The sequence below is a fragment of the Oerskovia merdavium genome (genome assembly GCF_014836755.1).
GTDB classification, from domain to species: Bacteria; Actinomycetota; Actinomycetes; order Actinomycetales; family Cellulomonadaceae; genus Oerskovia; species Oerskovia merdavium.
This window is the reverse complement of sequence record NZ_JACSQF010000012.1, coordinates 134229-151752: the sequence shown is the minus strand read 5'-3', so window position 1 is coordinate 151752 and position 17524 is coordinate 134229. Positions and strand designations below refer to the sequence as shown.

General features: G+C 71.1%; 15 protein-coding genes. 11 read left to right on the top strand and 4 right to left on the bottom strand.

The window, feature by feature from the left end; all coding sequences use genetic code 11:
- Together H9641_RS12890 and H9641_RS12885 are read right to left on the bottom strand one after the other, a co-directional pair.
- The coding region (locus H9641_RS12890) for a threonine aldolase family protein (protein WP_191804420.1) at nt 1-1202 on the bottom strand (1202 nt) is incomplete at its 3' end.
- 44 nt (nt 1203-1246) lie between these two features.
- Nucleotides 1247-1681 (bottom strand): YchJ family protein, encoded by a 435-nt coding sequence (locus tag H9641_RS12885; RefSeq protein WP_318244559.1) that lies wholly within the window; start codon nt 1679-1681, stop codon nt 1247-1249.
- Between the two features lie 28 nt (nt 1682-1709).
- Here H9641_RS12885 and H9641_RS12880 point away from each other — a divergent pair, with 28 nt between their 5' ends.
- A complete protein-coding gene (locus tag H9641_RS12880; RefSeq protein ID WP_191804377.1) occupies nt 1710-2174 on the top strand; it encodes a VanZ family protein in 465 nt (154 codons plus the stop codon).
- A gap of 78 nt (nt 2175-2252) precedes the next feature.
- Here the strand turns inward: H9641_RS12880 and H9641_RS12875 are convergent, their stop codons facing one another.
- Entirely contained in the window at nt 2253-3842 is a 1590-nt protein-coding gene (locus tag H9641_RS12875; RefSeq protein ID WP_191804375.1) for an asparaginase, read from the bottom strand.
- A 179-nt stretch (nt 3843-4021) separates the two neighbouring features.
- On the opposite strand from H9641_RS12875, the gene H9641_RS12870 reads away from it, so the two are divergent.
- Nucleotides 4022-4768, top strand: a complete 747-nt coding sequence (locus H9641_RS12870; protein ID WP_191804373.1) for an SDR family NAD(P)-dependent oxidoreductase — start codon at nt 4022-4024, stop codon at nt 4766-4768.
- Nucleotides 4765-5319, top strand: coding sequence for a MarR family winged helix-turn-helix transcriptional regulator (locus H9641_RS12865; RefSeq protein WP_191804370.1), 555 nt, complete (start codon nt 4765-4767; stop codon nt 5317-5319). Before H9641_RS12870 ends, H9641_RS12865 begins: the two co-directional genes overlap by 4 nt.
- Nucleotides 5320-5366: 47 nt before the next feature.
- On the opposite strand, the gene H9641_RS12860 is transcribed toward H9641_RS12865, so the two are convergent.
- Entirely contained in the window at nt 5367-5996 is a 630-nt protein-coding gene (locus H9641_RS12860) for a hypothetical protein (protein ID WP_191804368.1), read from the bottom strand.
- A gap of 225 nt (nt 5997-6221) precedes the next feature.
- Between H9641_RS12860 and H9641_RS12855 the strand changes: the two genes are divergently transcribed.
- The 8 genes from H9641_RS12855 to H9641_RS20760 all read left to right on the top strand — a co-directional run bounded on the left by H9641_RS12855 (nt 6222) and on the right by H9641_RS20760 (nt 17274).
- Nucleotides 6222-6998, top strand: a complete 777-nt coding sequence (locus tag H9641_RS12855; protein WP_191804366.1) for an SDR family oxidoreductase — start codon at nt 6222-6224, stop codon at nt 6996-6998.
- Nucleotides 6999-7164: 166 nt separating this feature from the next.
- Entirely contained in the window at nt 7165-8184 is a 1020-nt protein-coding gene (locus H9641_RS12850; protein WP_191804364.1) for a LacI family DNA-binding transcriptional regulator, read from the top strand.
- Between the two features lie 205 nt (nt 8185-8389).
- The gene (locus H9641_RS12845) at nt 8390-9655 is read left to right on the top strand and encodes an extracellular solute-binding protein (protein WP_225220418.1); all 1266 of its coding nucleotides are present in this window, start codon (nt 8390-8392) and stop codon (nt 9653-9655) included.
- 96 nt (nt 9656-9751) lie between these two features.
- Entirely contained in the window at nt 9752-10681 is a 930-nt protein-coding gene (locus H9641_RS12840) for a carbohydrate ABC transporter permease (protein ID WP_191804360.1), read from the top strand.
- Nucleotides 10682-10743: 62 nt separating this feature from the next.
- On the top strand, nt 10744-11610 hold the full coding sequence (locus H9641_RS12835; protein WP_404821946.1) for a carbohydrate ABC transporter permease: 867 nt from the start codon (nt 10744-10746) through the stop codon (nt 11608-11610).
- Entirely contained in the window at nt 11607-14147 is a 2541-nt protein-coding gene (locus H9641_RS12830) for a glycoside hydrolase family 2 protein (RefSeq protein WP_191804356.1), read from the top strand. The genes H9641_RS12835 and H9641_RS12830 overlap by 4 nt, the downstream gene beginning before the upstream one ends.
- Complete coding sequence (locus H9641_RS12825) at nt 14144-15376, top strand: AGE family epimerase/isomerase (protein WP_191804354.1); 1233 nt, start codon at nt 14144-14146, stop codon at nt 15374-15376. Before H9641_RS12830 ends, H9641_RS12825 begins: the two co-directional genes overlap by 4 nt.
- Nucleotides 15373-17274: a PfkB family carbohydrate kinase gene (locus H9641_RS20760; protein WP_191804352.1), complete on the top strand. Its 1902-nt coding sequence runs from the start codon at nt 15373-15375 to the stop codon at nt 17272-17274. Before H9641_RS12825 ends, H9641_RS20760 begins: the two co-directional genes overlap by 4 nt.
- Nucleotides 17275-17524: the final 250 nt, after the last annotated feature.

Sequence of the window (17524 nt, the reverse complement as noted above, 5' to 3'; positions counted from 1 at the left end):
GTGTGCTCAGCCCTGGCAGGGGCGGGGGTCGGCGCCTCGGGACGGGGGCCGGGGGTCCCGCGCCCCCCGGCCCCGCGGGGCCCCCCCCGCTCGGGCGTTCCCAGAGCCGTGCGGACCGCGGTCGCGAACGCGTCGACGTCCTCGACTGTCGTGTCCCACGAGCACATCCAGCGGACCTCGACGCGCTCGTCGCCCGTGACGTGGTCAGGGGCCGCGGTGGCCCAGTCGTAGAACGCGAAGTCCGCGCGCAGTGCTTGCGCAGCGGCGCGCGGGAGGACCGCGAACACGGCGTTGGCCTGGGTGGGCTGGGAGAACGTGAGGCCCGACGGCGCCGCGTGCGTGCCGCCGTCGGGCACCTCTCCCTCGCTCGCCACGGGTGAGAGCGCGGCCCGCAGGCGTGCAGCCATCGCGTTGGCGTGCGCCGCGCTGGTGCGCCACAGGTCGTCCTCGAGCAGTGCCGTGAGCTGCGCCGAGACGAAGCGCATCTTGGACGCGAGCTGCATGGTCATCTTGCGGACGTAGTCGACGCCCTGGACCGCGTCGGGGTCCAGGACCACGACGGCCTCGCCGAACAGCAGACCGTTCTTGGTGCCGCCGAACGACACGACGTCGACACCCACGTCGGTCGTCGTCTCCCGCAACGACACCCCCAGCGAGGCCGCCGCGTTCGCGAGCCGGGCGCCGTCGAGGTGGACACGCAGGCCTGCGGCGTGCGCGCGGTCGCTGATCGCACGGATCTCGTCGGGCGAGTAGACCGTGCCCAGCTCGGTCGCCTGCGTGATCGAGACGACGAGAGGCTGCGCGCGGTGCTGGTCGCCCAGGTCGCCCACGAACCGGTCGATCGCGCCCGGCGTCAGCTTCCCGTCCGGTGCGGGGACCGTGAGGAGCTTGATCCCGCCGACGCGCTCGGGGGCGCCGTTCTCGTCCTGGTGGACGTGCGCGTGCTCCGACGTGACGACCGCACCCCAGCGCGGCAGCATCGACGTGAGCGCGACGACGTTCGCGCCCGTCCCGTTGAACACCGGGTACGCCGTGGCCTGCTCGCCGAAGTGACGCCTGACCGACTCCTGGAGACGCTCGGTCCACGGGTCTGCACCGTAGGACCCGGCGTGGCCTACGTTCGCCGCGGTCAGGGCCGCGAGGACCGCCGGGTGGGCAGGGGCGTAGTTGTCGGACGCGAACGAGCGCTGGGTCGAGGGCACCCGGCCAGGGTAAGCCCGCGGCCGAGCGACCCCTCGCGAGCGCGTCAGCCCCGGTGCTCCCCGTCCACGTAGAACCAGCGCCCGCCCTCGCGCACGAACGAGCTGACCTCGTGCAGCGACCCGCGCTCGCGGGTCTCCGCGGAGCGGAAGTGGGCCACGAACTCGACGACGCCCGTCCGGTCGAGCGGGCCGCCCGCGCTCGTCGCCACGACGTCCAGACGGCGCCACGTCACGTCGTCGTCGAGGTCCAGCTCCGCGGGGCGCGTCGAGGGGTGCCAGGTCGCGAGCAGGTAGTCCGCGTCGCCGACCGCGAACGCCGCGTAGCGCGAACGCATCAAGGCCTCGGCCGTCGGGGCCCTCACCGCGTCTGGGCCGCTCCCGGCGAGGCCGGTGTGGAAGCGTCCGCAGCACGCCCCGTACGTCTCGCCGGACAGGCACGGGCAGCGGGCATCGTCGGGCAGGGGCCAGGTCGCGGTCACCCGACCATCCTTCCGTAGGGTGTGAGCCGTGCGCACCCTCCGCTGGACCTTCGCGGTCTACCTCGCCGCCGTCCTGGTCGTGACGTGCTGGCCCTCGCCCGAGTCCACCGCGGCCCCGGGCTGGGCGCTCGCGGTCGTCGACGCGTTCCGCGCGGTGGGGCTGCCCATGACCGTCGTGTTCCTCGAGGCCGCGTCGAACGTGGTCATGTTCCTGCCGTTCGGCGTGCTGGGGCTGCTCGTCCTGACCGGGACCGGTGCCCGGGGCGACCTCGCGGCCGGACTCACGCGGGGCCTCTGGCGGCGCGCCGGTCTCGTGGTGCTCACGGGCTTCGTGCTGTCGCTCGCGATCGAGCTGACCCAGATGCTGATCCCCGGGCGGTACTCGACCGTGCAGGACGTCGTGCTCAACACCACGGGGGCCGCGCTGGGGGCGGCCCTCACGGTCGGGTTCTTCGCGGTGCGCCGCGCGCGGCCCGCCCCCTCGGCGACGTAGTCGCCTCGACGCAGAAGGTGACCCGCGCAGGAGCGGCGCCCACCCCGGAGGGTGGGTGCCGGCGTCGGGCCGGTGGTGCTACCGGCAGGTGACCGCCGCGTGCGCTGCAGTGCTCGTGCTCTGCACGCCCGCGCCGTCCACGTTCTTGTAGGCCACGAGCTTGGCCTCCCCGGCGTCGAGCGACGCACCCCGGGTCAGGGTGTGCTCGACCGTGCTGCCCACGGGGATCTTGCTGAACTTGTGCTCGCCCGCGGCCGAGGTGACCCGGACGTCGATCGGCACGCTGTCCGTGTTGGTGACCGTGACGTGGATGCTCGCGGTCCGACCGTTGCACGCGGCCGTCGCGGTCGACGTGAGCAGGACCGAGGTGCCGCCCGGTTCGGCCGGGATGGTCGATGCCGCGCCGGACTGCTCGAACGTCGGCGTGCCGAACGTCGCGAACCAGTCCTTGGCCTGGTTGAAGTCCTCGGTGAAGGCCCGGGACAGGACCAGCAGCAGGCGGGCCTTGACCGCCGTCAGGTCCTCACCCGCGAGGACCCCGTTGCTGCCCCCGTAGCTCGACCCGGACCCGGTCCGCGTCGTGCTGACGAACCAGACCCCCTTGGAGACGGCCTTGCTGCGCTCCGAGCTCATGGCACCCGAGATGCCTCCCGCCCCGGTGCCCGCCGTGACCATGCCCTTGACCCCGGCGTCGGCGAATGCCTTGACGGCCTCGCCGCCGGCCTGCTGGTAGGACATGACGATCTCGACGCGCGGCAGCGCCTTGGGGTCGACCTTCGAGACGTCGAACGGCGTGAACCACGACTCCTGGTCGCAGCTCATGACGCGGGCCGGTGCCCGACCCAGCGTGATGTTGGCGCCGTCGATCCAGCCCAGGACGCCGTACTCGCGCGTCTGGAACGTGTCGGTGCGGTAGGCGTTGGTCTTGGTGACCTCGCGGGCCGCCTGGATCTCGTCGTTGAGCATGAGGACGGTCCCGAAGCAGTAGGTCTGCTGGCTCGCCGCGAGGCGCACGGCGTTGTAGAGGTTCGCGGGCGCGTCGGACCCGAAGACCGCCTTGTCGGCCGGGGTGTCGCCCGCGCCCCACGGGCGCATGGAGCCCGAGGTGATGACGGGCTTGCGCGACTGGACCGTGAGGTCGAGCCAGTACGCGAACTCCTCCTGGGTGTCGGTGCCGGTCGTGACGACCACGGCGTCCGCGGTCTCGAGCTGCTTCTCGACCTCGAGCGTGAGGGCGTGGAACTGCTCCATGGTGTAGCCGGAGGATCCGGCGTTGCCGAACTGGACCGCGGTCACGTCGGCGATCTGGTCGATCTCGGGGCGGAGCGTGTCGAGCATGTCGGACATGAGGTAGGTGCCCGCGCGGTAGCTCGTGAAGCCGTCGCGCGTGCCGGCCTTGCCGGCCATGGTGCCGCCCGTCGCGACGACCACGACCTTGGGCTTGGACGTCGTGGCCGCGGCGGTCACGGCCTGGTAGCTGGTGGACGTGATGCCCAGCGGGGTCGTGCCGGAGGCGAGGACCAACGGCTGCTGCCCCTGCGCAGCGGCCGTGGTGCGGGACTCGGCGATCGAGTAGGCGACGACGGAGACGAGCGAGACCAGGGCGAGGAGGAGCGCGACGCCGGCCGCGAGGGCGCGGCCGGACAGGGTCAGTGTCAGGGATCTCACGAGAGCCTTTCGGTCAGGGGGACGTCAGGGCTCGGACGCTATGTGGGGCCTGTTTCCTGGGCATTGCCTGTGTGTAAGAAGCACGGTTGTGCTGGTTCGCGAGGGTTGTCGGGTGGAGGCGAGCTGCCGCTCTGCGGGCATATGCTGTCGCGAAGACAGAAAAATCTGGAGGATTACTCATGCAGTTCAGCAACAAGGTCGCGCTCGTCACGGCCTCCGGCGCGGGCATCGGCGAAGCCGTCGCGAAGCGGCTCGCCGCGCAGGGAGCGGCCGTCGTCGTCTCCGACGTGAACGACGAGGCCGGCGCCCGCGTGGTCGCCGAGATCGAGGCCGCGGGCGGCCGCGCGTCGTACCGCCGCGCGAACGTCGCCGAGCCTGCCGACGTCACCGCCCTGGTCGCGTTCGCGGTGGAGACGTTCGGGGGGCTGCACCTCGCGGTCAACAACGCAGGGGTCGGCACGCGCCCGTTCCGCCTCGACCAGATGCCGCAGGACGGCTGGGACCGCACGCTCGACATCACCCTGCGCGGGACCTTCCTGTCGATGAAGGCCGAGATCGCCCAGATGCTCGTCCACGGCGGCGGCAGCATCGTCAACATCGCCTCGATCGCCGGGCTCAAGGCGTCACCGGGCCTCTCGCCGTACTCGGCCGCCAAGGCCGGCGTCGTCTCGCTCACGCGCGGCACCGCGGTCGAGTACGTGACCGACGGCATCCGCATCAACGCGGTCGCGCCGGGTGCGATCGAGACGGCGGCGCTCGCGTCGCTGCCCGAGGAGGCTCGTGCCGGGTACGCGGCCGACGTCCCCATGAAGAGGCTGGGGCAGCCGTCCGAGATCGCCGACGCGGTCGCGTTCCTGCTCTCCGACCAGGCGAGCTTCATCACGGGCGTCGTCCTGCCCGTCGACGGCGGCACGCAGGTCGCGTGACCGACGCACCACGCCCCGCGACAGGGGCCTCCCTCGGGGCGGGGCCGGGTTGCGGCCCCGCCGCGGGGAGCCCCGGGCCCGCGCAGGGCGACGCCCGCGTGCCCGGCTACCGGTCCGACCTGCTCGACTCCCTGGTCCGCGTCATGGGCCTGTGGACGAGCGGGGACTTCCTCGCCGCGGTCGCGGCGCGCGAGGGGATCGACCTGGACTCCCCGGCGATCGTGGTCCTCACGATCGTGTGGCGGCAGGGGCCGCGGCGCCCGTCGGCGCTCGCGGAGCACCTGTCCACCGGGCCGTCGAACGTCAGCAAGATCGTGCGACGCCTCGACGCGGCGGGCCTCACCGAGCGTCGCGAGGACCCCGACGACGCACGGGCCGCACGCGTCCACCTCACCGCGGCAGGGGCGCGGGTCGCGAGGACGTTCGTCACGGCAGGGGACCGGCTCGTCGACGAGCTGCTCGACGGGTGGGACCCGCAGGACCGGCTGGCCTTCGCCGGGCTCATGCGCCGGTTCGAGCAGGCGAGCGAGGGGTTCCTCGAACGGTCCTGACGGGCACCGCGCCGGGACCGGCCGCGCCTGCTCGGAGCGCTCACCGCTCATGCCCACAGCAGCTGCCACCACGTCTCGTCCGGAGCGTCGGCGCGCTGGACGCGGCGGATCCGGTGCGGTGCGTGGACGGAGCCGGTGAGCCCGATCTCGTCGACCACGTACGCCCACAGCAGCTCGCACTCGCAGCCCGGGGCGTGGTGCTCCGTCACGAGCAGGTCGGCCTCGAGGCGCACGATCACGCCCTCCGCGACGAGTCGTTCGTCGCAGCGTCCGGGACCCAGCACGAACCCGTGGACCGTGAGCTCGCCCGGGTGCTCGACCGCCGCGCGCAGCATGGTCCCGAGCGTGGGCGAGCCGTTGGACCGGTCGGCGAGCCGGGGTGCGGCGAGGCGGGCCAGCAAGGCCTCCGCGACCGGTGCGTCGAGGTGCGCGAAGAAGGACGGCTCGAGCGGGTCGTCGTCCACCTGGACGATCCCTTCGAGGAGCTCGGGGACCGCGTCGTCGAGCAGCCAGCCGTGCGTGTGAGGTCCGTGGACGTGGTGGAAGCCGTCCGGGCCGTTGGCCACGTCGGCCTGACGTCCCCAGGCAGCGCGCAGGGTGCGCGGGCCCGGCGGCGAGACGGGGTGCGGGGGCGTGGCTCGGCGTCGGGGGTGCGAGGACCGGGTGCTCTGGGTCATGCGGGCAGCGTGCTGCAGCACGACCCGCGCGTGCAGCGGCGAGACGGCCTCCTGTGGACGGTCCCGGTGAGCCGGGGCTTGTGGATGACCCCCGAGCCCGCAGAATGAACGGGAGACCGTCCCGGGATCCTGGACGTCTCGCCGGATCCAGGACGCGGTCGTCTGCGTGACCGCAGCCTCCCGCGTGAACGTGCCCGGCAGAGCAGCCGACGAGAGGAACGCTCGATGAACGCAGTGCGTGCGACCACCGTGCTCGTGACGGGCGGCACCGGTACCCTCGGCACCCCCACCGTGTCCCTCCTGCGGGCCGCCGGGCACGACGTCCGGGTCCTCAGCCGCTCGACCGACCGCTCGACCGTCCCGGGCCTCGTGACGGGCGACCTGACCACGGGCGCGGGCCTGCGCGAGGCGTTCGACGGCATCGAGGTCGTCCTGCACCTCGCGACCCGTGGGCCGCGGGCCGACGTCGAGATGGGTCATCACGTCGTGACCGCGGCTCGTGAGGCGAGCGTGGGGCACGTCGTGTTCCAGTCGATCGTGGGCGTCGACCGCATCCCGCTCGGCTACTACCGGGCCAAGGTCGAGGTGGAGTCGATGCTCGCCGGGTCAGGGCTGCCGCACACGGTCCTGCGGGCCACGCAGTTCCCGCAGCTCGTCGTCGGGCTCTACACGGCGCAGCGTTTCTCGCCCGTCCTCCTCACGCCCGCTCTCCAGGTCCAGCCGATCGCGGTGCCCGACGTCGCCGCGCGGCTCGTGGAGATCGTCGCCGCCGGGCCCTCGGGCAGGGTCGCCGACATCGGCGGACCCGAGCGCATCACGGGTCGGGAGGCCGCGCGTGCCTGGGCGAGGGCGACCGGGAGCCGGCGCGAGGTCGTGCGCGTGCGGGTGCCCGGCAGGACGTTCGCGGCCTTCGCTGCCGGGTACCACCTGGTCCCCGGCAAGCCCTACGGGACCGGGACGTACGGGCAGTACCTGCTCGAGAGGTACGGCTCGGGGCGGTGAGACCCCGGGCCTGGGGGGGGGGCACCGGCACGGCGGTGGCAGACTTGACCCACCCGTCCCCGGCGTGACGCTCGACGCCGCGTGGGGGACCGACGACGTGGCACGCGCTCGCCGGCGACGGCGACGAGGGCGGCCTCGGCCGCCGTCCCAGGCAAGGAGGAGGATGGTGGCTCGGATCACGATCGCCGACATCGCGCAGAAGGCCGGGGTGTCGACCGGCGCGGTGTCCTACGCGCTCAACAACCGGCCCGGCGTCTCCGACGACACGCGCGCCCGCATCCTCAAGGTCGCCACCGACATGGGCTGGGCGCCCAGCTCCGCGGCGAGGTCCTTGTCCGGCGCGAAGACCGAGACGATCGGTCTGGTGCTGGCCCGGGACCCGAGCATGCTGGGCGTGGAGTCTTTCTACATGCAGTTCCTGGCCGGGATCGAGTCCGAGCTGTCCAAGCGGGGCTACGCGCTCCTGCTCCAGGTGGTGCCGGACCTCGAGAGCGAGGTGCGGACCTATCGTCAGTGGCGCGCGGCGCGGCGTGTCGACGGGGTCATCATGGTCGACCCTCGCGTCGAGGACCCGCGGATCGAGCTGCTGCAGGCGGCTGACGCCCTGCCGGCGGTCGTCGTCGGCGATTCGTCGCTGGCCGGGGGGCTGACCAACGTCTGGACCGACGACGCAGCAGCGATGCGCGAGAGCGTGCGGTACCTGCACATGATGGGACACCGCAGGATCGCCCGGGTCGCGGGCGTCGAGAGCTTCGGGCACACCCACATCCGTGACGACGCGTTCGCGCACGAGACGGCACGCCTGGGTGTCGAGGGCGTCGTCGTGCGGACGGACTACACGGCCGTCGAGGGTGCGGCGGGGACGCGTGCTCTCCTGACGTCCGAGGAACCGCCCTCGGCGATCATCTACGACAACGACGTCATGGCCCTGTCCGGGCTCGGTGTCGCGACGGAGATGGGCGCTGCCGTCCCACAAGATCTCTCGATCATCGCGTGGGACGACTCCCCGTTGTGCGAGGCCACCTATCCCCGGCTCTCCGCGCTCAGCCACGACGTGACCCGCTACGGCGCGCACGTCGCGCGCCGGCTGTTCGACCGCATGGACGGCGCGGAGCCGGCCTCGTTCCTGGACTCGACTCCCGCGCTGCGCCCTCGAGGGACCACAGCCCGCGCTCACGACGCCTGACGCTCCTCCGTTGCGTGATCGTGACCTGAGGCCTTTGACTTAACGAAACTTAAGCGCTTCACTTGACCTTGTTGCGCCAGAGAAGGCTGCGGAGCGCCTCGTCGGACGAGGATCTGCAGCGCTGCTGACCGGCGCGCGTCAATGACGACAGCGAGATGGGAAGAACACCATGGCAAGGAAGCACGCAGCGGCTGCTCTGGCAGTGATGACAGCGCTGACATTGACCGCTTGCTCGGCAGGCGAGGACACCGGCGGATCGAGCGAGGGGGGTGTCTCCGGGGACATCACGGTCCTCACGAACCGCACCGACATCGTCGACACCGAGCTCCAGGACTACGTCACCGAGTTCCAGAAGGTCTACCCCGACGTCAACGTCGAGTTCGAGGCCATCACGGACTACGAGGGGGACGTCTCGATCCGCCTCAACTCCCAGGAGTACGGCGATGTCCTGCTCATCCCCAACTCGGTCACCAAGGACCAGCTGCCCCAGTTCTTCGAGCCGCTCGACACGGTCGAGGCACTGTCCTCGAAGTACCGGTTCATCGACGAGCAGGCCTTCGAGGACCAGGTCTACGGCATCGCGACCTTCGGCACGGCCAACGGGTACGTGCTCAACAAGAAGGTCTGGGCCGAGGCCGGGATCACCGAGCCGCCGAAGACCCAGCAGGAGTTCCTCGACGCGCTCCAGGCCGTGGGGGACAAGACCGAGGCCATCCCGTACTACACGAACTACGCCGACGGCTGGCCGCTGTCGCAGTGGCAGAACAACCAGGGCAGCTTCGCGGGAGCGGAAGCGGTCCAGATCCGGGACACCCAGGCTGCTCCGTGGTCCGACGGCAACGAGCAGTACGCGATCGACGGCCTGCTCTTCGACGTCGTGGCCGGCGGACTGTCCGAGAAGGACCCGACGACGACCAACTGGGAGGAGTCCAAGAACCTGCTCGCCTCGGGTGAGGTCTCCGCCATGGTGCTCGGCTCGTGGGCGGTCCCGCAGATCCAGGGAGCCACCGAGACCGTGGGCGGCGCCCCTGAGGACATCTCGATCTGGCCCATGCCGTGGCAGACCGACGGTGCGTTCCACTCGCGGGTGGGTGGCGACTACAAGCTCGGGATCTCCAAGCACTCCGACAACAAGGACGCGGCGCGAGCGTGGCTCGACTGGTTCGTGACCGACTCGACCTTCGCGGTCGACCAGGGCGGGATCTCGCCCGTCGTCGGTGCCGAGTCCCCGGACACGCTCAAGGACTTCGAGGCCTTCGGCGTCGAGCAGGTCGAGCTCGCTCCGGCCCCGGCCGGAGAGGAGTCGCTCGACTCCGACATCTACAACGAGGCCGAGATCGACCTCTTCGGCGACCAGTACCGACGCAACCTGATCGACGTCGCGCGCGGCGCTGCCTCGGGTGACCGTCTCTCGTTCTTCGAGGACCTCAACTCGCGCTGGAACGCGGCACGAGTCGCCAACAACGGCTGATCGCAGCCGCTCCGCACCGCAGCGTGGGGCCCGCGACCCCCGTCGTGGGCCCCGCCCTCGCCGCTCCCCCTGAGAAATGAGCACGTCATGGCCGTCATGAGTGGAACCACCGCGCCCGCTCGCGCTGCGGACTCCCGCAGCCCGGGCAGTCGGCGACCGACCCGCAGAGGCTGGAAGGTCACGCCCTGGCTCTTCCTGGCCGTCCCCCTGGGCCTGCTGATCCTGTTCACCTACGTCCCCGTGGCGAACATGGTCTGGTACAGCTTCACGTCGTGGGACGGCTTCGACGCCGTCAAGGAGCCCGTCGGCTTCAAGAACTACGTCGAGATCTTCACCCGACCCGAGATCTTCCGGGTCTTCCTGGTGAGCCTCTACTACCTGGTCGGTGCGTTCCTGCAGCTCGTGCTGGCGATGTACTTCGCCACGGTGCTCAGCTTCAGCACCCGGTTCCGGAACTGGTTCAAAGGGATCATCTTCTTCCCCTACCTGCTCAACGGTGTCGCGATCGGCCTCGTCTTCCTCTTCTTCTTCCGGCCCGGCGGGACGCTCGACGCGCTCCTGGGGCTCGTCGGTGTCCAGGAGGCGCCTCTGTGGCTCGGTGACCCGTCGCTCGTCAACATCTCGCTCGCCGCGACGTCGGTGTGGCGGTACATGGGCCTCAACTTCGTGCTCTTCCTCGGCGCGATCCAGTCGATCCCGAACGAGCAGTACGAGGCCGCCGAGCTCGACGGGGCCACGTCGTGGCAGAAGTTCCGCTTCATCATCCTCCCGAGCATCAGCCAGATCGTCGGACTCTCGCTCATCCTGGCGGTCTCGGGGGCGCTCTCGGTCTTCGAGATCCCGTTCATCATGACGGGCGGCGCGAACGGCTCCGAGACCTTCGTCATCCAGACGATCAACACAGCGTTCAAGTTCTCCAAGGTTGGCCTCGCGTCGGCAATGGCCGTCGTCCTGCTGCTCCTCGTGCTCCTCGTGAGCTGGGTCCAGCGTCGGTTCTTCCCGGAGGAGAAGGGAGACCTGGCATGAGCCAGCAGCACGTCACCACCACTCGTCCCACCCGGACCGTCGAGCCCAGCGCGACCGAGAGGATGCGACAGGGGTTCGCACGACGGACGAGGTCGCTCAGCCCGATCCTGGGCCCTCTGGGGACGACCCTCAAGTACGTCTCGCTCGTGATCGCGTGCGCCGCGGCGATCATCCCCCTGGTCACGATCTTCATGGCGGCCTTCAAGTCGCGCGAGGAGTACGCGACGAGCGGGCCGCTCGACCCGCCGTCGAACTGGTTCAACCTCGAGAACTTCGCGACCGCGTTCGTGAGCGGAAAGATGCTCGAGGGCTTCGTCAACACGACGATCATCCTCGTGGTCTCGCTCGTCGGGACGATCCTCATCGGCACCATGACCGCCTACGCCGTGGACCGGTTCGACTTCCGCGGACGTCGTCTCGTCATGGGCCTGTTCCTGCTCGCGACGCTGGTCCCCGCAGTCACGACGCAGGTCGCGACCTTCCAGATCATCAACGGCCTGGGGCTGTTCAACACGCGCGGCGCGGCGATCGTGCTCTTCATGGGCACCGACATCATCGCGATCTACATCTTCCTGCAGTTCATGCGGTCGATCCCGCGCTCGCTCGACGAGGCCGCGATGCTCGACGGCGCGAACCGGATGACGATCTACTCGCGCATCATCTTCCCGTTGTTGCGCCCCGCGATCGCCACGGTCGTCATCATCAAGGGTCTCGCGATCTACAACGAGTTCTACATCCCCTTCCTCTACATGCCCTCGCGGGACCTCGGCGTCATCTCGACCTCGCTGTTCCGTTTCAAGGGCCCGTACGGCTCGCAGTGGGAGGTCATCGCGGCCGGCACGATCCTCGTGATCGTGCCGACCCTCGTCGCGTTCCTCCTGCTCCAGCGGCACATCTACAGCGGACTCACCTCAGGAGCTACCAAGTGACAGACCACCAGGCCCACCGGACCCTCGTCGCCCGGGAGGTGCACGAGGGGTGGACCCTCTCCGTCGCGGGGGGCTCAGCCCCGCAGGGGGTAAGGGGCTCAGCCCCGCAGTCGGCGAGCCTCGTCGGCATCCCGGCCACCGTGCCCGGCAGCGTCCACACCGACCTCCTTGCGGCGGGTCTGATCCCCGACCCGTACCTCGACGACAACGAAGCTCTGCTCGGGTGGGTCGGCCGGAGCGACTGGGAGTACCGCACGACGCTCACGTGGACCGTCGAGGAGGCCGCCGCGCACGAGCGCCACGACCTGGTCTTCGACGGGCTCGACACCGTGGCCGAGGTGCGGCTCAACGGTCAGGTCCTGGGCTCGACCGTGAACATGCACCGGACGTACCGGTTCGACGTCTCGAACTCTCTGCACGTGGGCGACAACGACCTCCTGGTCCGCTTCGCGTCGCCCGTGCGCTACGCAGACCGCCAGAGCCTCGCGCTGGGGTACAGGCCGCAGGTCAACAAGCACCCGTTCAACGCGATCCGGAAGATGGCCTGCAGCTTCGGGTGGGACTGGGGGCTCGACACCGCGACGTCGGGCATCTGGCGACCTGTGCGGCTCGAGTCCTGGACCGCCGCTCGCCTGTCCGCGGTCCGCGTCGAGGCGTCGGTGGCCGACGGGGCCGTCGACGACGACCCCGGGCGGGTCCGCGTCCACGTCGAGATCGAGCGGACCGTCGCGCAGTCGACGGCGCTCCACGTCGCGGTGAGTGTCGCGGGGGTCGAGCGCGTGGTCGAGGTCGCGCCGGGCTCGACGTCCGCGACGATCGACCTCGAGGTCACGTCGGTCGACCTGTGGTGGCCGCGGGGCTACGGCGACCAGCCGCTCCACGACGTCGACGTGCTCCTGTCGCAAGACCTCGACCTGCTCGGCTCGGCGAGGCGCCGGGTCGGCTTCCGCACGGTCCGCCTCGAGATGGAGCCTGACGAGCACGGCACGTCCTTCCGGTTCGTCGTCAACGGGCAGCCCGTCTTCGTGCGAGGGGCCAACTGGATCCCCGACGACGCGTTCCCCCACCGTGTGACGCGCGAGCGGTACGCCGCACGCATCGCCCAGGCACAGACCGCGAACATCAACCTGCTGCGCGTCTGGGGCGGCGGGATCTACGAGGCCGACGACTTCTACGACCTGTGCGACGAGCGCGGCATCCTCACGTGGCAGGACTTCCTGTTCGCGTGCGCGGCCTATGCCGAGGAGGAGCCGCTGCGCGGCGAGGTCGAGGCCGAGGTGCGCGACAACGTCGTGCGGCTCGCGCACCACGCCTCGCTCGTGGTGTGGAACGGCAGCAACGAGAACATCTGGGGCTATCAGGACTGGGGCTGGGAGAAGCGGCTGGACGGCCGGACCTGGGGCCTGGGCTACTACACCGAGCTGCTGCCCCGGATCCTGGCCGAGCTCGACCCGGCGCGCGACTACACGCCGTCGAGCCCATGGTCCGGGAGCCTGGACGTCTACCCGAACGACCCCGCGCACGGGTCGATGCACTCGTGGGAGCTGTGGAACCGCGATGACTACCCGCACTACCGCGACGTCGTGCCCCGCTTCCTCGCCGAGTTCGGGTGGCAGGGGCCGCCCACCTGGTCCACGCTCACGCGAGCGATCAGCGACGACCCGTTGACCCCGGAGTCGCCCGGGATGCTCGTGCACCAGAAGGCGATGCAGGGTAACGACAAGCTCATCGACGGGCTCGTCGCGCACCTGCCGCTGCCCGACGACATGGAGGACTGGCACTGGGCCATGTCGCTCAACCAGGCGAGCGCGGTGCGTGTCGCGGTCGAGCACCTGCGTTCCTGGAGCCCGGTCTGCATGGGATCGGTGGTCTGGCAGCTCAACGACTGCTGGCCCGTCACGTCGTGGGCCGCGGTCGACGGCGACGGGCACGCCAAGCCGCTGCTGTACGCCCTCAAGCACGCGTACGCCGACCGGCTCGTGACGATCCAGCCGCGTGCCGGCGAGTCCGGCGCACCGCTCGTCGTGGCAGTCGTCAACGACTCGTCGGAGGCGTGGTCGGGCGACCTCGTGGTCCGCCGGCTCCGGTTCGACGGCGTCGAGCTCCAGGGCGTCAAGGTCCCGGTCGCGCTCGCGGCGCGGTCGACCACGACGGTGCCCGTCCCCACCGACGTCGCCGTGCCCGCGCGGTCCGGGGACGAGGTCCTCGTCGCGACCCTCGGCGTCGAGCGGGCGACGTGGTTCTTCGTCGAGCCCCGTGACAGCGCGCTCGAGACACCCACGCTGGCCGTCGAGCCGGTCCGTACTGCGACCGGAGCGCGCGTGCGGGTCACGACCGACGTCCTCGTCCAGGACCTCGCGCTCCTCGCCGACAAGGTCCACCCGGACGCCGTCGTCGACGACATGCTCGTCACCCTGCTCCCCGGCGAGTCCGTGACCTTCGAGGTCACGTGCCGCGAAGAGCTCGATCTCGCCGCGCTCGCCGACTCGCGCGTCCTGCGGCACACCAACCAGCTCGTCACGGAGGTGGCCCGATGAGGCCCTGGCAGACGCTCCCCACGCACCGGACCTGGCTCGACGGCGAGTGCCGCCGGCTCCTCGGGTTCGGTCGGCACGCGGCCCTCGCCGACGGCGGCGCCGCGTACCTGGACGACGACGGGGTCCCCGACCTCTCGCGCGGCGTCCAGACCTGGATCACGGCGCGGACCGTCCACGTGTACAGCCTGGGTGCCCTCCTGGGGGTGCCGGGCTCGACCGAGATCGCGGCCGGCGCTCTCGCGGGACTGACCGGAGGGCTGCGCGACGCGGAGTCGGGCGGTTGGCACCACGCCCTCACGGCGCAGGGCGCCCCGGACGTCGCGGCGGGCAAGAGCTGCTACGACCACGCGTTCGTCCTCCTCGCGGCGTCGAGCGCGACCCTCGCGGGGATCCCGGGTGCGCGTGACCTGCTCGACGAGGCGACGGGTGTCTTCCTCGAACGTTTCTGGGACGACAAGGCCGGACGCTGCGTCGACGAGTGGGACACGTCGTGGTCCGTCGTGGACCCTTATCGCGGCCTCAACGCGAACATGCACGCGGTCGAGGCGATGCTCGCGGTCGCCGACTGCCTCGACGACGAGGCCTGGCGGGACCGGGCGGCACGGATCTGCGAGCTCGTGGTCGTGCTGGCCGAGGAGAACGACGGCCGTCTGCCCGAGCACTTCGACGCCGACTGGATCCCGCAGCCCGAGCTGAACCGCGACCGCCCGGACGACCCGTTCAAGCCGTACGGCGCGACGATCGGGCACGGGCTCGAGTGGGCCCGGCTCCTGCTGCAGACCGAGGCGTCGCTCGGCGAGCGGGCGTCGTCGAGCCTGGCGACCACCGCCTCGATCCTGTTCGACCGCGCGGTCGAGGACGGCTGGGCCAGGGACGGTGCTCCCGGGTTCGTCTACACGACCGACTGGGACGGCAGCCCCGTGGTCCGCGACCGCATGCACTGGGTCGCCGCCGAGGCGGTCGGCGCGGCCGACGCGCTCCACCGGCGCACGGGCGAGGCCCGCTTCGCCGACCTGTACGCCGCGTGGTGGGACTACGTCGCGACGTACCTCATGGACGTCGACCGTGGCTCGTGGCGGCACCAGCTCGACGAGTTCAACTCACCGGCCGACGGTGTGTGGCCGGGCAAGCCCGACCTCTACCACGCGGTCCAGGCGACGCTGCTCCCGCGCGTACCGCTGGGGCCGAGCCTGGCCCGTGCCGCGCGCGACGGGCTGGTCGTCGCATGACCCCGACGACGCGCACCGCGCCCCAGGTGCTGATCGTCGGCGAGGCGCTCGTCGACGTCGTGCCCGACGCCGCGGGACGGCCTCGCGATCTCCCCGGGGGGAGCCCGGCGAACGTCGCGATCACGCTCGGGCGTCTCGGTCGCGCCGTCACGCTCGCGACGACGCTCGCCCAGGACACGCGAGGCGTCACGGTGAGTCGCTGGCTCGCGGACAGCGACGTGGTCGTGCGGGCGGAGACTACCGCCTCGGGCCGCACCTCGACGGCGCGGGTCACGCTGGACCCCGACGGGGTCCCGTCGTACGCGTTCGACCTCGCGTGGGACCTGCAGGAGGTCGACGTCGCCGGAGCCGACGTGGTGCACGTGGGGTCGGTCGCGACCGTCCTGCCTCCTGGTGCCGATGTCGTGCGTGACGCCGTACGCCGGGCGCGTGGTCACGCCGTCGTCTCGCTCGACCCGAACGCGCGCCCCGCGCTCGTCGCGGACATGCCGGCCGCGCGCGACAGGGTCGAGGAGCTCGTCGCGCTGAGCGACGTCGTCAAGGCGAGCGACGAGGACCTGCGCTGGTTCTTCCCCGACGAGGACCCGGCAGACGTTGCCGCGCGCTGGGCGACCTGGGGTCCCGGGCTCGTGGTCGTGACCCGCGGCGGGGACGGCTGCATGCTCGTCCGGCCCGACGGTCGTCGACAGGACGTTCCGGGCAGGTCGGTGACCGTGGTCGACACGGTCGGTGCGGGCGACACCTTCACGGGCGCGTTGCTCGACGCTCTCGCAGACATGGGGGTCCACGGGGCCGAGGGCCGGAACAGGCTGCGTGGCCTGTCCGACGCCGCGCTGCGCTGGGCCGCCCGGCGCGCGGCGGTGGCGGCCTCGGTCACGGTCTCGAGGCCGGGGGCGAACCCGCCCACGCGCGCCGAGCTCGCCGAGGTCATGGGCCCGGTCCTCCCGGCCTCGTTCGACGGCGCACCGGTCGCAGGCATGACCTGGGGCTGGACCGGTGTCCGGGGGACGTGGGACGGCCCCGAGGCTCAGCGGTCCATGGACGAGCTCGAGGCGCTCGACGCCGTGACCTGGGTCGCCGTCACCTACGCGGCCGAGCAGGCGACCGCACAGTCGACGGACATCCCGTTCGGCGAGGAGCCCACGGTCACCGACGACGAGGTCCGCCATGCCGTGCGTGAGGCGCAGCGGCGCGGCTGGAAGGTCTGCCTCAAGCCCGTGGTCAACAGTGCCGACGGGACCTGGCGCGGCCACATCGGGTTCTTCGACCAGGACGTGCCGGGCGAACCGACGTGGGACGAGTGGTTCACGTCCTACACGGCCTTCGTCGTGCACCACGCGCGGATCGCGGCCGAGGTGGAGGCCGAGATGTTCTGCGTGGGCTGCGAGATGGTCCGCGCGGACGCTCGCGAGGAGCAGTGGCGCGAGCTCGTGCGACAGGTGCGTGAGGTGTACCCCGGCCTGGTGACGTACAACTGTGACAAGTACCAGGAGGACCGCCTGACCTGGTGGGACGCGGTCGACGTCATCAGCTCGTCGGGCTACTACCCGACAGGTACGTGGGAGCGGCACCTCGACCGCATCGAGCGCGTGGTCGCCCGGGAGGACAAGCCGTTCGTGTTCCTCGAGGCCGGCTGCCCGAGCCGTGAGGGATCGGCTGCCCGCCCCAACGACTGGACGCTCGCAGGGGCGCCCTCGGGCGACGAGCAGGCCGCCTACCTCGAGGAGATGTTCGAGGCCTGCTCACGGCGCCCGTGGGTCTCGGGGTTCTTCCTCTGGGACTGGCCGGCCGAGCTCTACCCAGCGGAGGGGGCAGCGCTGGACGACGACTACTGCATGCACGGCAAGCCCGGTGCGAAGGTCGTGACCGTCGCCTACCAGCGGATGCGGCAGGTCTGAGAGCACGGCGTCACGGTCGTCCGAAGACCTCCAGGGTGATTTCGTCCTGGAGGTCATCGGCGTGCCGGGCGGGCATGGTCGAGGTGCCGACGATCGAGGCGAGGGATTCGGTAGAGGTGCGTTCATTTCGTACATAGGTGAAGCGCTTTGGTAATCGTTTGCGTCGCGTGACCCGAAGATCTTCCCGAGGCGCCCCCCTGAGTGATGATCGCCAAGATCTCCGGGCGCCTGTCTCTCCCGGCGAAATGCC